Genomic DNA, 16997 nt, shown 5'->3' on the forward strand with positions numbered 1-16997 from the left:
CTCAGCGCCCGGCCGTGCCGGTGTGCAGCGCCGAGGCGTCCACGCTTCCGGGCCGCAGATGGTCGGGGGGCGTCACGAGGCCCGCCGAGATAACCAGCTTGGCCGCATCCTCGACCGACATGTCGAGCACGGTGACTTCCGAGCGCGGCAGGAACAGCAGAAAGCCCGAGGTCGGGTTGGGCGTGGTCGGCAGAAACACCGTGACGATATCCTCGCCGCCCGGCAGGCGGCGCGCCACCTCGCCCTTGGCCGAGGTGGAGATGAAGGCCAGCGCCCACAGCCCCTTGCGTGGATATTCGATCAGGCAGGCTTGATCGAAGCTGGTCTCGCTCTGCGCGAAGACCGTCTCCGCGATCTGCTTGAGCCCCGAATAGACCGAGCGCACCACCGGCATCCGGGCCACGAGGCTTTCGCCCATCCGCAACAGGCTGCGCCCGACAAATCCTTTGGCCGAAGCGCCCACTAGAAAGGTGAACAGGATGAAAAAGATGACGCCGACACCGCGCAGGTTGATCCCGATATACTGCTCGGGATTGAACCGGTTCGGCACGAATGGCAGGACCCAGCCATCGATCCAACCTACCAAAGTCCAGATCAGCCAGACGGTCAGGCCGATCGGCGCGATCACCACGACGCCCGCGATGAAGTTGTTGCGCAGAATGCCGATGAGGCGGCGGCGACGCGGCGGCTCGTCTGGGTGCGGCGGCAGGATCGGCGGGCGGGTCACGGGCGGGCTCGTCCTTTGCGCGTCACGGCTACAGCCTATCTAGGCGCGCGCACGTGCCCCGGCAATGGGGCACGCACATGCCGGGGCCGGGACTAGGCCTAGCTGCGCGTCTTGCCCAGCTCGACGGCGATGGCCGCGCCGAGCCGCGCGTTGTTGAGCACCAGCGCGATATTGCTCTCGAGCGAGCGGCCCCCGGTCAGCTCGAAGATGCGGCCCAGCAGGAAGGGCGTCACGGCCTTGGCGGCGATGCCCTGCGCCTCGGCCTCGGCCAGCGCCTGTTCGATCACCGGGCGCAGCTCCTCGGCCGGGATCTCGGCCTCGGCGGGGATCGGATTGGCGACGAGCTGGCCACCGTCGAGCCCCATCGCCGCGCGCATCCGGGCGGCGGCGGCGATCGCGGCGGCGCTGTCCATGCGCAGCGGCGCGGGCATGTCGGAGGTGGCCGACCAGAAGGCGGGCAGCATGTCTTGCCCATAGGCGATGACCGGTACGCCCAGCGTCTCCAGCACCTCAAAGGTCTTGGGCAGGTCGAGGATCGCCTTGGCGCCCGCCGCGACGACGGTCACCGGCGTCTTGGCCAGCTCGTGCAGATCGGCCGAAATGTCGAAGCTGTCCTCTGCGCCGCGATGCACGCCGCCGATCCCGCCCGTCGCGAAGACCTCGATCCCCGCAAGCCTCGCTGCGATCATCGTCGCGGCCACCGTGGTCGCGCCGTCGCCGCCACGCGCAAGGCAGGCGGCGAAATCGGCGCGCGACAGCTTGGCCACGTCGCGTGCCTGCCCCAACCGGTCGAGTTGGTCGTCGGTCAGGCCGACATGCAGCCGCCCCTCTAGCACCGCGATGGTGGCGGGCACGGCGCCATGGGCGCGGATCTCGGCCTCGACGCGGCGCGCCGTTTCGACGTTCTGCGGAAACGGCATGCCGTGGGTGATGATCGTGCTTTCGAGCGCAACGAGCGGGCGGCCTTCGGCGCGCGCCTCGGCGACCTCGGGCGAATATTGGATATCGATCACAGCGGGTTGTCTCCGGATACGTAGGTGGCGGCGGCGGTGAGCGCGCGCGCGAGCGCGGCCTCGGGTGCCATGCCCTCGGCCTCGGACGCGATATGCGCCGCCATGAAGGTGTCGCCCGCGCCGGTGACCCGGGTGACGAGCACCTCCGGCGGGGTCTGGGTGAACACGTCGTGCGCCGTGGCCACGGTCGCGGCACGGCCGCCATCGGTGACCAGCGCCCGGTGCGCGCCGCGCGCCACCAGCGCGCGGGCCGCGGCGTCGGAGCTTTCGAAGGCGGCATGGCACAGCAGCCCGGCCTCCTCGAGATTGACATAGAGCGTCGCCGTCGGGTGGCCCATCAACGCCAGGAGCCGCTCGGCCTTGCCGGGGCTGGCGGGGGCCACGCGCAGATCGGCGCGCGCGAACAGCGGCGATCGGGCGATCTGCGCCAGAAGCTCGGTCGTGAGGTTGCCGTCAAGCGCCACGAGTCCCGCCCAAGGAGCGTCGGCCGAGCCCAGCCGCCCGTCATCCAAGGGGCGCAGGATCTTGTCACCCGCCTGTTCGAGCGAATGCGCGTCGGCGATCGCGGCGATGAGACCGTTGGCGCCCTCGATCGCCATGTAGATGTCGGTGGGCAGGTCGTCCGAGCGATAGAGATGCTCGACCTCCATGCCCATGCGCGCCGCCTCGGCGGCCAACTCGTCGCCCTCGACGTCGCGGCCAAGCGCGCTCAGCAGCGCCGGACGCAGGCCGAAACGCACCAGCGTCATCGCGATGTTCATCGCGACACCGCCAGGCAGGCGGTGGATGCGGCCGGGCACGTCCGAGCCCACGCGCATGTGGCTCGCCGTGCGGCCGATCACGTCCCACAGCACGGAGCCGATGCACAGGATGTCAGGTGTCTTGTTCATGGGCTCCGGTCTGCCGCAGCCCCGCGCCCCGGTCAATCGGGGACGGCAAAGGTCAGCGCCGCCCAGAGGCTTTCCCACACGGCACCCGTGGCCGCCGCTATGGATCTGTCCGGCGCCCGCAGCACCACGGCGCTGACGAGGTAATCATGCCCCGGCTCGACCGGCAGCACCGCCACGCCTTTGGCATCGGTGCGGTGCAGCGTCAACTCCACCTCGCCCTCGGGATCGCGCGAGAACAGCTCGATCTGCGTGTCGGCGCGCGGGGTGTCGGCTTGGTACGACTGCACTCGCAGCCCGTCGGAAAGATCGTCGGTATACGGGTTGTCGAGCGCCACCAGCTCGACCGCGAGGCCGAGGTGACTGTCGCTGCCTTCGGGGTCGCCGACGCCGATCAGCGCCTTGGAATAGCGCGTGAAGACCTCGGTGGGGACGTCTTTTAACTGATCTCCACGGGCCTGCACCACCGCGCCAAGATCCTTTTCGGCGACGAATTTCTCGAATGTCTCACGGTCGTCATAGGTCAGCAGGTTCAGGGTCGAGACATAGGCCGCGACCACGAGACCCTCGGCGGGGGCCTTCTTGTCGAGGGCCGGGCGGGATCCGAGCCGCCCGGTCACAGGAACCGCCCGGCCATTCGAGATCAGGTCGAAGCGGGTAAAACGATCGGGCAGAAAGGCGAACTCGATGCCGACGAAGTCCGATCCGTTGACAAGCCGGGCCTGCACCTTATCGTTCGCGCCGATCTGCCAATCGAGCGGTTCGATCCAATATTCATGCGCCGCGACGGGCGTGGACAACAAGGCGAGGCAGATGGAAATAACACGCATGCACGGGCTCCTTGGGTTGGGGGCGAGAGTGGCTCTCGCCCTGCTGCTGTCAAGCATTCTTGCATCATGGGCAATGCTGGCGCGGGCGCATGAAGTGCTGCCCGCGATCGCCGACATGGAGCGGCAGGGCGACCGTCTGACTTTCGCGGTCGAGGCACCCCTCGAAGGATATGTCGCCGGGATCGACCTTGGTGCCGTGACCGATACCAATGCAGCACCTGAAGCCGAAACCTACGACACTCTGCGCGCACTCGACGCCGAGGCCATGGAGGCGCGGTTCCGCGCCTTCTGGCCCGAGATGGCGTCGCGGATCGAGATCCTCGTCGACGGGGCGGCCGTGACGCCCGAACTCGATGGGGTGGAGATCCCCGAGCCGGGTGACCTGTCGCTTCCTCGCCCGGCCCGGCTGTCCTTCTCGGCGCCGTTGCCCGAGGGGGCCGAAACCGTGCAGGTCGGCTGGGATGCCGCCTTCGGCACGCTGGTGCTGCGCCAGCAGGGGGTGGAAAAGCCCTATGATGGCTATCTCGAGGCGGGCACGCTCTCGGATCCGATCCGCCTTGGCGGTGGCGACCAGGCCGGGCCTTGGGCCAGCCTCGTCAACTACATCCCCGTGGGCTTCGACCACATCCTGCCCAAGGGGCTCGACCACATCCTGTTCGTGCTGGGCCTGTTCTTCCTCGCCGCCCGGCTGCGGCCGCTGCTGTGGCAGGTCTCGGCCTTCACGCTGGCGCATACGGTGACGCTGGCGCTGGCGGCCTTGGGTTACGTGTCGGTGCCCGCCGCCATCGTGGAGCCGCTGATCGCGGCCTCGATCGCCTTCGTCGCGATCGAGAACATCGTGTTCCCGCATCTGGGCCTTTGGCGGCCGGTCATCGTGTTTGGCTTCGGCCTGCTGCACGGGCTCGGCTTTGCCAGCGTCTTGGGCGAATTCGGCCTGCCGGAAGGGGCTTTCGTGCCCGCGCTCATCGGCTTCAACATCGGGGTGGAGCTGGGCCAGCTCACGGTGATCGCGCTGGCCTTTCTCGCGGTGGGCTGGGCTTGGCGCAAGCCGTGGTATCGCCGCGTCATCGCGGTCCCGGCCTCGGCCGCGATCGCGCTGGTGGGCATCTGGTGGGTGATCGAGCGCACGCTGCTCTGAGTCTCATCGCCCGGCGCATGAAAAAGGGCGGCGACCATATCCGGTCGCCGCCCTTTACCTTTGTCCCTGGACGCGTCGCTCAGCGTTCGGGCATGAGGCCCTTGGGGCTGAAGCGCAGCACCGCGAGCAGGATCACCCCCATGGTCATCAGCCGCATCTGCGCCGCCGAGTCCGTGAGATGCCCGCGCAGCCAGCTGTCGGCGGCCATGCCCGAGGTGATCAGGTCCATGGTCCACAGGCCCAGCGGCTCGACCATCACCCACAGCCACCAGATCAGGAAACCGCCCAGCACCGCCCCGTAATTGTTGCCCGATCCACCGACGATCACCATCACCCAGACGAGGAAGGTGAAGCGCAGCGGCTGGTAGGAGCCGGGGGTGAGCTGACCGTCGAGCGTGGTCATCATCGCGCCCGCGATGCCGCAGACGGCCGAGCCGAGGATGAACACCTGCAGGTGCCGCGCGGTGACGTTCTTGCCCATTGCGCTGGCTGCGACCTCGTTGTCGCGGATCGCGCGCATCATCCGGCCCCATGGCGAAGCGAGCGCCCGCTGCGCCAGCCACAGGATGATTACCAGCACGACGGTGAAGAGTCCCGCATAAAGGATCTTGACCCAGAGCGTCGAAGCGGTGACCGGATCGAGCCCGTAATTCGCCGCACGCTCGACGAAGCCCGCATCGCGCTGCAGGTCGACCTCGTAGGGCACGGGACGGGGCAGGCCGACCACGTTCTTCACGCCGCGCGACAGCCAGTCCTCGTTCTTGAGAACCGCGATCACGATCTCGGCGATGCCCAGCGTCGCGATGGCGAGGTAGTCCGAGCGCAGGCCCAGCGCCGCCTTGCCGATGATCCACGCGGCCCCGGCGGCCAGCAGGCCGCCCACGGGCCACGCCACGATGATCGGCAGGCCCAAGCCTCCAAGATAGCCCGAAAGCGAGGGATTGATCGCCTCGATCGCCTCGACCGCCGGGTCGAGCGCCGCGCGAAACAGGAAAAAGCCGCCGATCAGCAGCGCCAGCATCACCAGCGTGCGCATCCGCCCGCCGATCTTGCGCTTCCAGATATGCACCGCCGCGACCAGCACGGTGGCACCCAGCGCCAGCGCGCCCAAGAGCCGCAGGCCGCCCGCGTTCCAGCCCTCGGCCACGGGCGGCTGCGACACCAGCACGGCGGCAAGACCGCCCAGCGCCACGAAGCCCATGACGCCGACGTTGAAGAGCCCGGCGAACCCCCATTGCAGGTTCACGCCCAAACTCATGATCGCCGAGATCAGCCCCATGTTGAGGATCGTCAGCGCCAGATTCCAGCCTTGGAACATGCCGGTGAGGACGATCAGCAGCGCCATTCCGGCATAGAGTAGATAGCCACGCGCGGTCATACGGACTGTCCCTTGAAGAGGCCGGTGGGCTTGAACAGCAGCACGATGATCAGGATCGCGAAGCTCACGGCGAATTTGTAGTCGGTGGAGAGAAGCTGCACGAGGCTCGACGGCTCGAGATTCTCGGGCAGCAGATATTCGAGCACCTTCTTCCATGCATAGGTGACCAGCACCTCGGAAAAGGCGATCACGAAGCCGCCCGCGATGGCGCCTAGCGGGTTGCCGAGGCCGCCGACGATGGCGGCGGCGAAGATCGGCAGCAGCAGCTGGAAGTAGGTGAAGGCCTTGAACGACTTGTCGAGGCCGTAGAGCACGCCGGCGGTGGTCGCGAGTGCCGCGACGATAAGCCATGTGACGGCGACCACGCGCTCGGGGTTGATGCCCGACAGCAGCGCCAGATCCTCGTTGTCGGAAAAGGCGCGCATCGACTTGCCGATGCGCGTCCTGTTGAGAAACCAGAACAGCAGCGCCACCGCGATCGCCGCCGTGACCAGCGTGATCAGTGTGGTGGAGCGGATGGCGAGACCCTCGTCGAGGCCGGTCATCTCCTTGAACTCGCGCGCGTTGATGACGAAACGCGTGCCATCGGCGAAGTTGATGTCGCCGACGCCGATGATGAAGCGTACGAGGCCGTTCATCACGAACATCACGCCGATTGACACGATGACGAGGACGACGGGCGCGGCCTTCTGCTTGCGGTAGAAGCGGTAGATCACCCGGTCTGTGCCCAGAAGCAGCAGACCGGTGATGGCGATGCCGATGGGCAGGGCGATGAGGGCCGTCGGCAGGAAGCCGAAGCTGATGCCGATGGATTGCAGCCCCCATGTGACGAGGATCGTCGCCATCGTGCCGAAGGCCATGGTGTCGCCATGGGCGAAGTTGGAAAACCGCAGGATGCCGTAGATCAGCGTCACGCCCAAAGCGCCGAGCGCCAGCTGCGCGCCATAGGCGGCCCCCGGCACCAGAACGAAGTTCGACAGCGCGACGATCGCGTTCAGAAGATCGGTCATTGCAGCACCTCGCAGCGCAGGAAGGCGATCTCGGTGTTGCCCGCGTCGTTCTCGCGCAGCCGGTGCCATGTCGCATGTGTGTCGTCGTTGAGAAGCAGGGTCTGCCGGTCGGCCTCGCCCTCGCTCCATGAGAATTGGCGCAGCCCCGCCGGGGCCTCGGCCTTGGCCGTCACCTCGTCATAGCTCACCTCGTAGAGGTCGATCTCGTCGGTGCCGCGCGCCAGCGGCGCAAAGGTGAAGCGGTGCGGATCGGTCGCGACGTCGCAGGACCCGGCGGCGTCGCAGCGCGTCAGGGTCCGGCAGTCGAACACGATCCGCGCGCCTTCGGCGAAGGTCGGAGCGGGCAGGGCGGCGATCATAAGGATCAGAGATTTCATCTCAGCCCCCCAGGAAGGTGCGGCGCACCTCCGGATCGGCCAGAAGCTCGGCCCCGGTGCCGGTATAGGCGTTGGCACCCTGCACGAGGACATAGCCGGTATCGGCGATCTCGAGCGCCTGACGCGCGTTCTGTTCGACCATCAGGATGGTGATGCCGGCGCGGGCGACCTCGATGATCCGATCGAACAGTTCGTCCATGACGATGGGCGACACGCCTGCCGTCGGCTCGTCGAGCATGAGCACCGAAGGCTGCGTCATCAGCGCGCGGCCCACGGCGACCTGTTGGCGCTGGCCACCCGACAGCTCTCCCGCGGCCTGCCGACGCTTGTCGCGCAGGATCGGGAACAGGTCGTAGATCTGCTCCATCGTCGGGCGGATGTCGTCGCGGCGCAAGAACGCCCCCATTTCGAGGTTTTCCTCGACAGTCATTGACGGGAAGATGTTCGAGGTCTGCGGCACGAAGGCCATGCCCTTGGCGACGCGGTCCTGCGGTGAGAGGGCGGTGATGTCCTCGCCACCGATGCGAACGGAGCCCGACCGCAGGTTCAGCATGCCGAACACCGCCTTCATCGCGGTCGATTTGCCGGCGCCGTTGGGGCCGACGATCACCGCGATCCGGCCCTTGTCGACCGACAGCGTGCAGCCATGCAGGATGTCCGCGCCGCGCCCATAGCCGCCGGTCATCGCCTCGCCGATCAGATGCGGCTCAGACATGGCGGTTCATCTTTCCCGAATTGCGCAAATTTCGTCCTCTCATGCCGTCTCCCCGACGGTCTTGTTCTTGAGTCCGGTGCCGAGATAGGCCTCGATCACCGCCTCGTTCTTCATGATGCTGTCGGCGGAGCCCTGGGCCAGAACCTTGCCCTCGGCCATGACGATCACCGGGTCGCAGAGCCGACCGATGAAATCCATGTCGTGCTCGATCACGCAGAAGGTGTAGCCGCGCTCCTTGTTGAGCCGCACGATGGCGTCGCCGATAGTGTTGAGAAGCGTGCGGTTCACGCCGGCGCCGACCTCATCGAGGAACACGATCTTGGCGTCCACCATCATCGTGCGGCCCAACTCCAGAAGCTTTTTCTGGCCGCCCGAAAGATTGCCAGCGCGCTCATCGGCGAGATGGGAAATCGTCAGGAAATCAAGAACCTCGTCGGCCTTCTTCGCAAGCTCCCGTTCCTGCGCCGCGATCTTGCCCCGTCCGAACCAAGCGTTCCAAAGCGTCTCGCCATGCTGGCCCTCGGGCACCATCATCAGGTTCTCGCGTACCGTCATCGAGGAGAACTCATGCGCGATCTGGAAGGTGCGCAGCAGACCCTTGCTGAAAAGCTCGTGCGGCGGCAGGCCGGTGACGTCTTCGCCATCCATGGTGACGCGCCCCGACGTCGGTGGAAGTCTGCCGGCTATAACATTGAAAAGCGTTGTCTTTCCTGCGCCATTCGGGCCGATGAGCCCGGTAATCGAGCCGGTCTCGATCCGCAGGCTGGCGCCGTCCACGGCGTGAAAACCGCCGAAGTGGCGGTGAAGGTTCTCGACGGTGATCATCTGGTCCCCGATCGACCCGGTTTCCCCGAAGTTTCGGGGGTCTGGGCCATGTTCTTGTTGAGGAATGCGCCGCGCCCCGAGGGGCACGGCGCGGCTTGGATCAGCGGAAGCCGACGGTTTCGATGGCACCGTCCTTGATCTCGATCTCCTTGAAGGTGCCAGCGCTCTCACCCGGCTCGACCAGCTCCACGGCGGTGGCGCCGACATAGTCGATCTCCTCGCCGGCCTCGATCAGCTCAAGCGCCTTGGCCAGGTCGCCGGGCAGGATCTGCTCGCCCGGGGCGTTGGCGATGTCCATGATCTCGCCCGCGTAATCGGCGGCCGAGGTCGAGCCCGCCTTCGCCATGGCGAGGATCAGCAGCGCGGCGGCGTCGTAGCTCTCTCCGGTATAGACGCCGGTCGGGTCGATGCCCGCCTCGGTCGCCATTTCCTGAAAGATGGCCGAGCCTTCGCTGTCCGAGCCCGGAAGCTGGCCGAAGGAGCCGTCGAGCGCCGAACCGAGATCGTCGACGATCTGCTGGCCGATCATGCCGTCGGGCAGCACGAAGGTGTCGAACGCGCCCGAGTCGACCGAGGCCTGGATGATGCCCTTGCCACCCTGATCGGTGTAGCCAGCCACCACGAGCGCCGCGCCACCGGCGGAGGCCAGCGCTCCGACTTCGGCGGAGTAGTCGGCCTTGCCGTCTTCATGCGCCGCCGAGATGGTCACCGAGCCGCCATCGGCCTCGAAGGCCTTCTGGAAGCTGTCGGCGAGACCCTTGCCGTAATCGTTGTTGGTGTAGGTGAGCGCGACCTCATCGATGCCACGGTCCATGATGACCTTGGACATGATCTCGCCCTGACGGGCGTCGGAGGGCGCGGTGCGGAAGAACAGCCCGTCATCCTCGGCTTCCGACAGGGCGGGCGAGGTGGCGGAGGGCGAGATCATCACCACGCCGTTGGCGCGCGCGACGTTCTGCAAGATCGCGCCGGTGACACCCGAACAGTCGGCGCCCATGATGCCGGCGACGCCGTCATTGGTGATCAGGCGCTCGGCCGCGGCGGTCGCGGCGGCGCTGTCGATACAGGTGGAATCCGCGCGCACGGCCTCGATCGTAGCACCGCCCATGAAGGCGCCGGATTCGTTGACTTCGTTGATCGCCAGCTCCGCGCCGCCAGCCATGTCGGGCGTGATCGACTCGAGCGGGCCGGTGAAGCCGAGAATGATGCCGATCTTGACCGGACCCATGTGGCTTTCGGCCATGGCGGAGCCCGCGACGAGCGCGGTCGCGGCGGAAGCCAGCAGCAGTTTCTTCATGTTCGTCTCCCTGACGATTGATTTTTATACAGGCACGCTAGACGTCGCTCATGCGAAAAGAAAGTGGTTGCGCAAGCCTGCCGTAAGGAGAACGACGCACCGTTCCAGTCCGAGTCGCCGACGCTTTCGACCGGCCAAAGCTACTGCGGGGCAAGGCGCGCGCCGTGGCTGCCGCGTTCGCGGTAGGGCGTGGTCTGGTAATGCGCGCGGTAGCATTTGGAGAAGTGCGAGGGCGAGGCGAAACCGCAGGCTAGCGCCACGTTGATCACGCTCATGTCGGTCTGCATCAGAAGGTTGCGCGCACGGCTCAGGCGCAACTCCATGTAGTATCGCTTGGGGCTGCGGTTAAGATAGCGGCGGAACAGCCGTTCGAGCTGACGCGTCGACATGCCGGTGCGCTCTGCCAGAATGGCCGGGCTGATCGGCTCCTCGATCGCCTTTTCCATGGCCTTGATGACCTGCGCGAGCTTGGGGTGGCGCACGCCCATCCGGGTCGGCGTCGACAGGCGCTGCGTGTCCTGATCGGTGCGGATCGACGAATAGATGAGCTGATCGGCCACCGCGTTGGCGAGATCCTCGCCATGATCGTCGGCGATGAGCTTGAGCATCAGGTCGATCGAGGCGGTGCCGCCCGCCGTGGTGATCCGGTTGCCATCGACCACGAAGACCGACCGGGTGAGCGTCACCTCCTCGAACTCCTCGGCGAAACTGTCCTGGTTCTCCCAATGGATCGTCGCCTTCTTGCCGTCGAGCAGACCCGCCTTGGCCAGCGTATAACCGGCGGTGCACAGCCCGGCCATCACCGCGCCGCGCCGCGCCTCGCGCCTGATCCAGTTGAGCACCCGCTTGGTGCTCGCCGACTGCACGTCGAGACCGCCGCAAAGCATGACCGTGTCGTCGCGCGTCAGCTCGTCGAGATCCATGTCGAGCTTGAACACCGTGCCGTTCGAGCAGATCGCCGTCTCGCCGCCATCGCCCGCCAGCGTCCAGCTATAGATCTCGCGGCCCGCCATGCGGTTGGCGATCCGAAGCGCCTCCACCGCGCAGGCGAAACACAGCATGGTGAAATTCGGCAGCAGCACGAAGACGAAGCGCCGCGGGCGGCCCGGATCGCCTGAGCCAAGGGAGATCGTGGTGTCGTCTGTCATGTCGCGCCCGGCCTGACCCGTGGCGGCGTGCCACGGTTGCCCAAGACCGAAACAGGTTTGCCCGCCCGCATCAAGTGCGCCCGACAGCGGCGGCACGGCGGGCAAACCGACCCATGATATGGCCGCGACGCGGCATTTCGCGTTGGCCCGCCCGCCCATGCGCGCTATAGAGACCGCCGATATTCCCGAAGCCTCCATTGGAGCGATGACCATGACCGAGTGGAAAAAGGCCGACTGGCGCGCCAAGCCGCGGGTGCAGATGCCCGATTATACCGACGCGGAGCGTCTCTCCGCCGTCGAGGCGCGTCTTGCCTCCTATCCGCCGCTGGTCTTTGCGGGCGAAGCGCGCCGTCTGCGCGCCAAGCTCGCCGCCGCCGGGCGCGGCGAGGCGTTTCTGCTGCAGGGCGGCGACTGCGCCGAGAGCTTCGCCGCCTTCAACGCCGACCATATCCGTGACACCTTCAAGGTGATGCTGCAGATGGCGGTGGTGCTGACCTTCGGCGCCAAGGTGCCGGTGGTGAAGGTGGGTCGCATGGCCGGCCAGTTCGCCAAGCCGCGCTCCGCGCCGACCGAAACCGCGAATGGCGTCGAGTTGCCGAGCTACCGCGGCGATATCATCAACGGCTTCGATTTCACCCCCGAAGCCCGGATTCCCGACCCCGAACGAATGTTGCAGGCCTACACGCAGGCCGCGGGCACGCTGAACCTGCTGCGCGCCTTCTCCACCGGCGGCTATGCCGACGTGCACAAGGTCCACGCCTGGACGCTGGGTTTCATCGGCGCGCCCGAGGCCGAGAAGTACCGCGACATGGCCAACCGCATCACCGATGCGCTCGACTTCATGGAGGCAGCCGGCATCCGTGACGAGGCCGCGCATGCGCTGCAGACGGTGGAGTTCTTCACCTCGCACGAGGCGCTGCTCTTGGAATACGAAGAGGCGCTGACCCGCGTGGATTCCACCTCGGGCAAGTGGCTCGCGGGGTCGGGTCACATGATCTGGATCGGCGACCGCACCCGTCAGCCCGACGGCGCGCATGTCGAGTTCGCCAGCGGCGTGCAGAACCCGATCGGCCTGAAATGCGGGCCCTCGATGACCACCGGGCATCTCAAGGCGCTGATGGCCAAGCTCAACCCGCTCAACGAAGAGGGTCGCCTGACCCTGATCGCGCGCTTTGGCGCGGGTTCCGTGGGCGAGCATCTGCCGCGCCTGATCAAGGCGGTGCAGGAAGAGGGTGCCAAGGTGACGTGGTCGTGCGATCCGATGCATGGCAACACCATCAAATCCTCCTCGGGCTACAAGACGCGCCCATTCGAGAGCGTGCTGCGCGAGGTGCGCGAGTTCTTCGGTGTGCACAACGCCGAGGGCACGATCCCCGGTGGCGTGCATTTCGAGATGACCGGCGCCGACGTGACCGAATGCACCGGCGGCGTCCGTGCCGTGACCGACGAGGATCTGTCGGACCGCTATCACACCGCCTGCGATCCGCGCCTCAACGCTTCGCAGTCGCTGGAGCTGGCTTTTCTCGTGGCCGAGGAACTGTCGTCGCGCCGCGCCGGAATGCAGGCCGCCAAGGCGGTCTGATCGCTCCGCATCGGATGGTAGGGTCGAAGGGGCGGCTTTCGGGCCGCCCCTTTCTATTACGCCTCAGACGGGCACGAGCCTGAGTGAGCTGAAACCCGTCTTTCCTCCGGTTTGACGGAGAATCCGTGGGTGATATTTGAGGCTATGCGGCCGTCTGTTCCAGTGCTGTCTTCATGGCGAATTCGGCGGGTGGGATGTTGCCCAAGGCTGAGTGGGGGCGGTGCAGGTTGTAATCGAGCTGCCATGCCTGGATTTGACGCCGGGCATCGCCGAGCGTCGAGAACAGCACCTCGTTGAGCAACTCGTCGCGGAGCCGGCCGTTGAAGCTCTCGACGAAGCCGTCCTGCATCGGCTTGCCGGGCGCGATGTAATGCCAGCCAACCGCCGTGCGCTGGCTCCAGGCCAGGATGGCCATGGAGGTGCACTTCGTCCCGTTGTCGCTGACGATGGTCAGAGGCTGGCCCCGCCGAGCGATGAGCGTGTCGAGCTCCCGAGCCACTCGTTGCCCCGATAGCGAGGGCGAGCTTTTGTCCGCCATTGGTCCGAGGACAATGGCGAGCGCGACCAGCGCCAAGCACTCCCGGGTGAAGTCGTCGACCACGGCCAGTATTCGAAACCGGCGGCCATCCGTCAGCGCATCGCTGACGAAATCGAGGCTCCAGCGCGGGTTCGCAGCACCCGGCACCAGCAAGGGACGCCTCGTGCCCGAGGCCCGCTTGCGTCCGCCCCGGCGCCGCACCTGAAGCTTCTCCTCGCGATACAGCCGCCGCAGCTTCTTGAGGTTCATCACGATCCCCTGCCGCTCCAGCATCACGTGGATGCGCCGGTAGCCGAACCGCCGTCCTTCCGACGCCACCGCCTTCATGGCCATTCGTGCCTCGTCGTCATTGTCGCTCGGACCAATGGCGCTCCAATGGCGACCGTCGGGGCCGAACGCTGCGGTAGCGCACGCTCGATCGATCCACCGCCAGTGCCTGACGCCGGGCGCTACCATTTTTTTGCCGCGACAGTCCGCAGGATGGCGTTGTCGAGCATCTGCTCGGCCAGCAGCTTCTTGAGCTTGGCGTTCTCGTCTTCGAGTGCCCGCAGCAGACGCGCGTCCGTTGCCAAGGCGGAACGAAGCTGCCGTTCAAATATCGGCAGCTAACTGGAATGAGCGGCCCATAGCGGAGGCTCAAGGACTCCGTCACTGATGTTTGATCTCGGGACGAACGGCAGTTGATCCTGACGGCTGCTCGCTCGCCGCAAAAGAACTGCTCAGCTAAGCGTCTCTCGGGGCGAAGCACCGCATAATCCAAAGCTGCGGTTCAAAGCTTCTCGAGGAACCGCTGCACTTTTTCTGTGCGATGAAGGTCGGCGTGAGTGACAACCCATATCGGCGCCGACCATTCTTCTGACGGGGGCAGGATCTCGATGAGGTCCGGGTCCCGGGCTGCGTCGTGCTCGCCGAGGAACCCGGTGCCCATGCCGTCCTTGACGGCCGTGCTCAGAACCAGCGGGTCCGTCACCTTGATCAGCATCATGCCCGCACTGAGGTTTTCCCGCATCCACCCCACGAACGGCAGCCGCGAGGTTTCATCCACCGAGCCGACGAAGCTGTGGCCGTCCAGCCTGCCGATGTCCGGTCGCCCGCGCCTGCGGACATAATCGCGGCTGGCATAGAGGCCGAAGCGGACATGGCGGAACAGTTTGACCACGTAGTCCGGGGTCTGCGGTTTGGCACCGGCGCGAAAGGCGACATGCGCCTCGCCGTGCTCGAGGCGCGCCAGGTTGGTCGTGGCCGTGAACTCCAGCTCGATCTTCGGGTGGTCGAAATGGAACTCCCGCAGCGCCGGCGTGATCAGCGGTGCGACGCCCGCGAGGGCGGTCACGACGAGCTTGCCCGACAGCCTGCCGGAACGCCCCCGGTTACGGCCGGCGAGATCGGCGAACATCTCGTCGGCGCGACGGGCAACCTCCAGCATCTCCTGGCCGCTCTCCGTCAGCGTATAGCCACGGGCGTGGCGCTGAAACAGCCGGGTCTGGAACGCCGTCTCCAGCGTATCGACGTGCCGATTGACGGTGGCCCTATGCACGCCGAGGGCCTCCGCTGCCGCGCTGACGGTGCCATGGCGGGCGAGCATGAGCGCAGTTCGAAGTTCCGTCCAATGTTGCATGCGACCTGATTAGCAGTCCAGCGATGTCGCATCAACGCGCATATGATGCACAACTCAGTATCTGGTGCGCATCACCGACCGGTGGCACTTACAGGGTCAACCGCCCACACATGGACACAGAGAACGAACGTCATGAAATACATCTCGCTCGGCCTGCGCGCCCTTTTGACAGTAGCTTTCGTCGGAGCCGGTGCCGCCAAACTTGCCGGTGCCGAGATGATGGTCGCAACCTACGACACGATCGGGCTGGGCCAGTGGTTCCGGTATCTCACCGGGATCGTCGAAATCGCCGGTGCGGTTCTGCTCTGGCTGCCCGGCCGTCAAGTCGTGGGCGCGGGCCTGCTTGGTGCCACGATGGTTGGCGCGGCGCTGGCTCACTGGCTCGTTCTTGGTCCGTCAGCCGTCCCTTCCATCGTCCTCGGCCTGCTCAGCGCAGGTGTCCTCTACCTCCATCGCGCACAGATTCCCGCCTACCTCGGCCGCGCCTGATTGGCGTTCAGTCATCCTGCCCCTGCTTCAAGATCAGAACGGAGTTGGCCCATGAAAATCCTCGCTTTCGCGGCTACAAACAGCAGCAATTCCATCAACCGCGCCCTGATCGAATTCGCGGCCGCGCGCTTCCAGTCCAAGATGTCGCAGGAAGCGGAGGTCGCCTTTGTCAACCTGACCGACTTCGAAATGCCGATCTACTCCATCGATCGCGAGCGTGCGTCCGGTATCCCGCAGGCTGCCCGGAGCTTCTTTGACACGATCGGCGCGGCGGATGCGGTGCTGGTCTCCTTCGCGGAGCATAACGGCACGGTCACGTCCGCCTGGAAGAACCTCTTTGATTGGATGAGCCGGATCGACATGAAGGTCTGGCAGAACAAGCCGGTCGTCTTCCTCGCCGCCACCCCGGGGCCGCGCGCCGGCGCGGGCGTGCTGGGCCATCAAGCACAACTGGCGCCATTCTTCGGGGCCGACCTGCGTGGCGTGCAAGGGATCGGCACATGGGGCGAAGCCTGGAATGCCGACACCGCATCGCTCACTCGCGCCGAGGACATCGCGGCGCTGGACGCCGCCCTCTCGGCGCTGGTCACGGAGCAGGCGCAAAAAGGAGAGGCCGCATGAGCCCGAAGCGCGGCAGTTCGTTCATGATGGTCGCAACGCTCGGCGATTGGGTCACGCGAATGATGAAGGGCCGCGACCTCTTCCTGACCAAATACAACAAGCTCCTGGGTCGGGCCTGACCGCGCCGGAAGATCGCCTCCTCGCCGGAAGCGTTGCCCAAACTTAGAACTGAAGGAAACCAAGATGACCAACACGCAGAAGACTACCCTCAAGATCGCCACCGTCCTCTGGGTGATCTGGGGCCTCGTTCACGCCTTCGCCGGCGGGGTTGTCCTGAGTTCCGACGCGTCCTCCGGCTTTGCCGCCATTGCCGACGCGGTAGATCCCGCAGCTCTCGCGGCCGAATATCACCCCGCAGCGGGCGGTATTCTCAACCAGCACGGATGGAACCTGCTGTGGTTCGGTGTCGCGACCATCATCGGCGGGGTGCTGATCTGGCGCGGCAACATGACGGCGATTTGGGTGACCGGCATGGTCGGCGGCCTGGCCGATTTGGGCTACCTGCTGTTCGTCGATTTCCCCGGCTACGTGAACTTCTTCCCCGGCACAGTGATGACCTTCATCTCCGGCGCGGCGATCCTTCTAAGTTTCTGGGTCTGGTTCACCGCCTGTAGGGCCCGCTGAGGAACCTGCTTCCGGGTTCTTGGCAACAATGCCGGGGCCCGGATCTCGAGTCGCCACCGACGCACCAAGCGCGAAGCCGCACATTCGACTAAGTAGGCTGGCCAGACCCGGCTATTGTTGCCTCCGCTCACGGAGCGCACACAGCAAGCGTTCTTAGATCCCGCAGCGCACTTCCGCTTT

Annotated in this window: 18 protein-coding genes and 1 pseudogene; 6 read left to right on the forward strand and 13 right to left on the reverse strand. The window is 66.1% G+C overall.

What is annotated here, in order from left to right; translation table 11 throughout:
- Position 1: 1 nt before the first annotated feature.
- The 4 genes from ACJASC_RS10150 to ACJASC_RS10165 all read right to left on the reverse strand — a co-directional run bounded on the left by ACJASC_RS10150 (position 2) and on the right by ACJASC_RS10165 (position 3457).
- Complete coding sequence (locus ACJASC_RS10150; RefSeq protein ID WP_415145699.1) at positions 2 to 727, reverse strand: DUF502 domain-containing protein; 726 nt, start codon at positions 725 to 727, stop codon at positions 2 to 4.
- 98 nt (positions 728 to 825) lie between these two features.
- Positions 826 to 1740, reverse strand: a complete 915-nt coding sequence (locus ACJASC_RS10155) for a pseudouridine-5'-phosphate glycosidase (protein WP_415145701.1) — start codon at positions 1738 to 1740, stop codon at positions 826 to 828.
- Complete coding sequence (locus tag ACJASC_RS10160; protein ID WP_415145703.1) at positions 1737 to 2630, reverse strand: PfkB family carbohydrate kinase; 894 nt, start codon at positions 2628 to 2630, stop codon at positions 1737 to 1739. Before ACJASC_RS10160 ends, ACJASC_RS10155 begins: the two co-directional genes overlap by 4 nt.
- A 32-nt stretch (positions 2631 to 2662) precedes the next feature.
- Positions 2663 to 3457 carry a DUF4198 domain-containing protein gene (locus ACJASC_RS10165; protein WP_415145705.1) on the reverse strand — a complete coding sequence of 265 codons (795 nt, stop codon included), beginning with the start codon at positions 3455 to 3457 and terminating at the stop codon, positions 2663 to 2665.
- 28 nt (positions 3458 to 3485) lie between these two features.
- Between ACJASC_RS10165 and ACJASC_RS10170 the strand changes: the two genes are divergently transcribed.
- Positions 3486 to 4595, forward strand: coding sequence for a HupE/UreJ family protein (locus tag ACJASC_RS10170; RefSeq protein ID WP_415145707.1), 1110 nt, complete (start codon positions 3486 to 3488; stop codon positions 4593 to 4595).
- A 79-nt stretch (positions 4596 to 4674) separates the two neighbouring features.
- Here ACJASC_RS10170 and ACJASC_RS10175 read toward each other — a convergent pair whose 3' ends face one another.
- From ACJASC_RS10175 to ACJASC_RS10205, 7 genes are all read right to left on the reverse strand, one after another.
- The gene (locus ACJASC_RS10175) at positions 4675 to 5973 is read right to left on the reverse strand and encodes a branched-chain amino acid ABC transporter permease (protein WP_415145709.1); all 1299 of its coding nucleotides are present in this window, start codon (positions 5971 to 5973) and stop codon (positions 4675 to 4677) included.
- Complete coding sequence (locus ACJASC_RS10180) at positions 5970 to 6983, reverse strand: branched-chain amino acid ABC transporter permease (protein ID WP_415145711.1); 1014 nt, start codon at positions 6981 to 6983, stop codon at positions 5970 to 5972. The genes ACJASC_RS10175 and ACJASC_RS10180 overlap by 4 nt, the downstream gene beginning before the upstream one ends.
- A complete protein-coding gene (locus tag ACJASC_RS10185) occupies positions 6980 to 7360 on the reverse strand; it encodes a hypothetical protein (protein WP_415145713.1) in 381 nt (126 codons plus the stop codon). The genes ACJASC_RS10180 and ACJASC_RS10185 overlap by 4 nt, the downstream gene beginning before the upstream one ends.
- Position 7361: 1 nt before the next feature.
- Positions 7362 to 8075, reverse strand: a complete 714-nt coding sequence (locus tag ACJASC_RS10190; protein ID WP_021694110.1) for an ABC transporter ATP-binding protein — start codon at positions 8073 to 8075, stop codon at positions 7362 to 7364.
- A gap of 39 nt (positions 8076 to 8114) precedes the next feature.
- Positions 8115 to 8900: an ABC transporter ATP-binding protein gene (locus tag ACJASC_RS10195; RefSeq protein ID WP_415145715.1), complete on the reverse strand. Its 786-nt coding sequence runs from the start codon at positions 8898 to 8900 to the stop codon at positions 8115 to 8117.
- Positions 8901 to 9000: 100 nt separating this feature from the next.
- Positions 9001 to 10197 carry an ABC transporter substrate-binding protein gene (locus ACJASC_RS10200; protein ID WP_415145717.1) on the reverse strand — a complete coding sequence of 399 codons (1197 nt, stop codon included), beginning with the start codon at positions 10195 to 10197 and terminating at the stop codon, positions 9001 to 9003.
- 140 nt (positions 10198 to 10337) lie between these two features.
- The gene (locus tag ACJASC_RS10205; RefSeq protein ID WP_415145772.1) at positions 10338 to 11345 is read right to left on the reverse strand and encodes a GlxA family transcriptional regulator; all 1008 of its coding nucleotides are present in this window, start codon (positions 11343 to 11345) and stop codon (positions 10338 to 10340) included.
- A 211-nt stretch (positions 11346 to 11556) separates the two neighbouring features.
- Between ACJASC_RS10205 and ACJASC_RS10210 the strand changes: the two genes are divergently transcribed.
- On the forward strand, positions 11557 to 12927 hold the full coding sequence (locus ACJASC_RS10210; RefSeq protein WP_045319997.1) for a class II 3-deoxy-7-phosphoheptulonate synthase: 1371 nt from the start codon (positions 11557 to 11559) through the stop codon (positions 12925 to 12927).
- Between the two features lie 175 nt (positions 12928 to 13102).
- Here the strand turns inward: ACJASC_RS10210 and ACJASC_RS10215 are convergent.
- Positions 13103 to 14031 (reverse strand): annotated as a pseudogene (locus tag ACJASC_RS10215) (IS3 family transposase); the annotation flags it as partial.
- Between the two features lie 203 nt (positions 14032 to 14234).
- A complete protein-coding gene (locus tag ACJASC_RS10220; RefSeq protein ID WP_415145720.1) occupies positions 14235 to 15083 on the reverse strand; it encodes a LysR family transcriptional regulator in 849 nt (282 codons plus the stop codon).
- 132 nt (positions 15084 to 15215) lie between these two features.
- Here ACJASC_RS10220 and ACJASC_RS10225 point away from each other — a divergent pair, with 132 nt between their 5' ends.
- The 4 genes from ACJASC_RS10225 to ACJASC_RS10240 all read left to right on the forward strand — a co-directional run bounded on the left by ACJASC_RS10225 (position 15216) and on the right by ACJASC_RS10240 (position 16817).
- Positions 15216 to 15572: a DoxX family protein gene (locus tag ACJASC_RS10225; RefSeq protein WP_415145722.1), complete on the forward strand. Its 357-nt coding sequence runs from the start codon at positions 15216 to 15218 to the stop codon at positions 15570 to 15572.
- A gap of 51 nt (positions 15573 to 15623) precedes the next feature.
- The gene (locus ACJASC_RS10230) at positions 15624 to 16193 is read left to right on the forward strand and encodes an NADPH-dependent FMN reductase (protein ID WP_415145724.1); all 570 of its coding nucleotides are present in this window, start codon (positions 15624 to 15626) and stop codon (positions 16191 to 16193) included.
- Positions 16190 to 16312: a hypothetical protein gene (locus ACJASC_RS10235; protein ID WP_415145726.1), complete on the forward strand. Its 123-nt coding sequence runs from the start codon at positions 16190 to 16192 to the stop codon at positions 16310 to 16312. Before ACJASC_RS10230 ends, ACJASC_RS10235 begins: the two co-directional genes overlap by 4 nt.
- A 64-nt stretch (positions 16313 to 16376) precedes the next feature.
- On the forward strand, positions 16377 to 16817 hold the full coding sequence (locus ACJASC_RS10240; RefSeq protein WP_415145728.1) for a hypothetical protein: 441 nt from the start codon (positions 16377 to 16379) through the stop codon (positions 16815 to 16817).
- The last annotated feature ends 180 nt before the right edge of the window (positions 16818 to 16997 follow it).

The organism is Limimaricola cinnabarinus, assembly GCF_047631075.1.
In the GTDB taxonomy this organism is placed as follows: domain Bacteria; phylum Pseudomonadota; class Alphaproteobacteria; order Rhodobacterales; family Rhodobacteraceae; genus Limimaricola; species Limimaricola cinnabarinus.

What these genes read in the sequence shown, in the direction of transcription:
- ACJASC_RS10210 (WP_045319997.1), top strand. Translation starts at nt 11,557, where the DNA reads ATGACCGAGTGGAAAAAGGCCGACTGGCGCGCCAAGCCGCGGGTGCAG.
- ACJASC_RS10180 (WP_415145711.1), bottom strand. Translation starts at nt 6,983, where the DNA reads ATGACCGATCTTCTGAACGCGATCGTCGCGCTGTCGAACTTCGTTCTG.
- ACJASC_RS10240 (WP_415145728.1), top strand. Translation starts at nt 16,377, where the DNA reads ATGACCAACACGCAGAAGACTACCCTCAAGATCGCCACCGTCCTCTGG.
- ACJASC_RS10235 (WP_415145726.1), top strand. Translation starts at nt 16,190, where the DNA reads ATGAGCCCGAAGCGCGGCAGTTCGTTCATGATGGTCGCAACGCTCGGC.
- ACJASC_RS10220 (WP_415145720.1), bottom strand. Translation starts at nt 15,083, where the DNA reads ATGCAACATTGGACGGAACTTCGAACTGCGCTCATGCTCGCCCGCCAT.
- ACJASC_RS10225 (WP_415145722.1), top strand. Translation starts at nt 15,216, where the DNA reads ATGAAATACATCTCGCTCGGCCTGCGCGCCCTTTTGACAGTAGCTTTC.
- ACJASC_RS10205 (WP_415145772.1), bottom strand. Translation starts at nt 11,345, where the DNA reads ATGACAGACGACACCACGATCTCCCTTGGCTCAGGCGATCCGGGCCGC.
- ACJASC_RS10165 (WP_415145705.1), bottom strand. Translation starts at nt 3,457, where the DNA reads ATGCGTGTTATTTCCATCTGCCTCGCCTTGTTGTCCACGCCCGTCGCG.
- ACJASC_RS10200 (WP_415145717.1), bottom strand. Translation starts at nt 10,197, where the DNA reads ATGAAGAAACTGCTGCTGGCTTCCGCCGCGACCGCGCTCGTCGCGGGC.
- ACJASC_RS10185 (WP_415145713.1), bottom strand. Translation starts at nt 7,360, where the DNA reads ATGAAATCTCTGATCCTTATGATCGCCGCCCTGCCCGCTCCGACCTTC.
- ACJASC_RS10175 (WP_415145709.1), bottom strand. Translation starts at nt 5,973, where the DNA reads ATGACCGCGCGTGGCTATCTACTCTATGCCGGAATGGCGCTGCTGATC.
- ACJASC_RS10195 (WP_415145715.1), bottom strand. Translation starts at nt 8,900, where the DNA reads ATGATCACCGTCGAGAACCTTCACCGCCACTTCGGCGGTTTTCACGCC.
- ACJASC_RS10160 (WP_415145703.1), bottom strand. Translation starts at nt 2,630, where the DNA reads ATGAACAAGACACCTGACATCCTGTGCATCGGCTCCGTGCTGTGGGAC.
- ACJASC_RS10230 (WP_415145724.1), top strand. Translation starts at nt 15,624, where the DNA reads ATGAAAATCCTCGCTTTCGCGGCTACAAACAGCAGCAATTCCATCAAC.
- ACJASC_RS10190 (WP_021694110.1), bottom strand. Translation starts at nt 8,075, where the DNA reads ATGTCTGAGCCGCATCTGATCGGCGAGGCGATGACCGGCGGCTATGGG.